Raw genomic sequence first — 1,064 nt, 5'->3', positions numbered from 1 at the left:
TTTACCTGACTCTTAATATAATAGCTCACAATGAGGACTTGGTTGGTTTGCCCGAATACATCCGTAAATTAAAAGATCTTTGTTTGGATGGATTAATTATTTCAGATCCGGGGATACTGAGCATTGTTAAGGATATTATGCCTGAGGTAGAAATTCATTTAAGTACCCAGGCAAGTACAACGAATTATGCTACAGTAAATTTTTGGCATAAGCAGGGAGTCAAAAGAATTATTTTGGCTCGGGAATTATCCTTGGTAGAGATAAAAGAAATCATCAAAAAAGTGCCTGATGATATAAAAATTGAAACATTTGTGCATGGAGCCATGTGTATTTCTTATTCCGGGAGATGTTTGCTAAGTAATTATATGGTAGGTCGGGATGCCAACAGGGGAGATTGTGCCCAGTCTTGCAGATGGCGATATTATCTTATGGAGGAGACAAGGCCGGGGGAATATTTTCCAGTATATGAGGATAAAAGAGGAACTTATATTTTCAATTCCAAAGACTTATGCTTGATAGAACATATGCCATCATTGATAGAAGCAGGTATTTCCGCATTTAAGATTGAAGGAAGAATGAAGAGTTCCTATTATGTGGCTACTGTAGTCAAAGCTTACCGGCATCTTATTGATAGTTATCTGACAAATCCGAATGAATATTATTTTGATAAGAAATGGTTAGATGAAATAAAAAAAGTGAGTAACAGAAATTTTACTACCGGATTTTATTTTGCTAAGCCAGGCGGCAAGGAACAAAGGTATGATAGTAGTGCCTATATCAGAACTTATGATTTTGTTGGATTAATTCTGGATTACGATAAAAATAGCATGATAGCTACGATGGAACAAAAAAACAGGATATTTGTGGGGGATGAAATTGAAATATTTGGTCCGGATGGCGATTTTTTTACCCAGAAAATTGAAAAAATGTGGAATGAAGAAGGGGAAGAGATTGAAGCTGCCCCTCATGCTAAACAGATCGTTCAAATAAAAATAAAGAAACCTGTCAAATCTTGGTATATAATAAGAAAAGAAAATGAAAACTAAAATGATTCAAAATTATTA

The 1,064-nt window shown here is 34.8% G+C and carries 1 protein-coding gene; it reads left to right on the top strand.

Features of this window, described 5'->3' with window-relative positions:
• Nucleotides 1-1,046 (top strand): U32 family peptidase C-terminal domain-containing protein (locus tag U9P79_01770; protein ID MEA2103356.1); only part of this gene is annotated, 1,046 nt, incomplete at its 5' end.
• Nucleotides 1,047-1,064 lie beyond the last annotated feature (18 nt).

Source organism: Candidatus Cloacimonadota bacterium (assembly GCA_034661015.1).
Classification (GTDB): Bacteria; Cloacimonadota; Cloacimonadia; order JGIOTU-2; family JGIOTU-2; genus JAYEKN01.
Note: the sequence above shows the minus strand (reverse complement) of the source record. Positions and strands in the feature narration are given on the sequence as shown.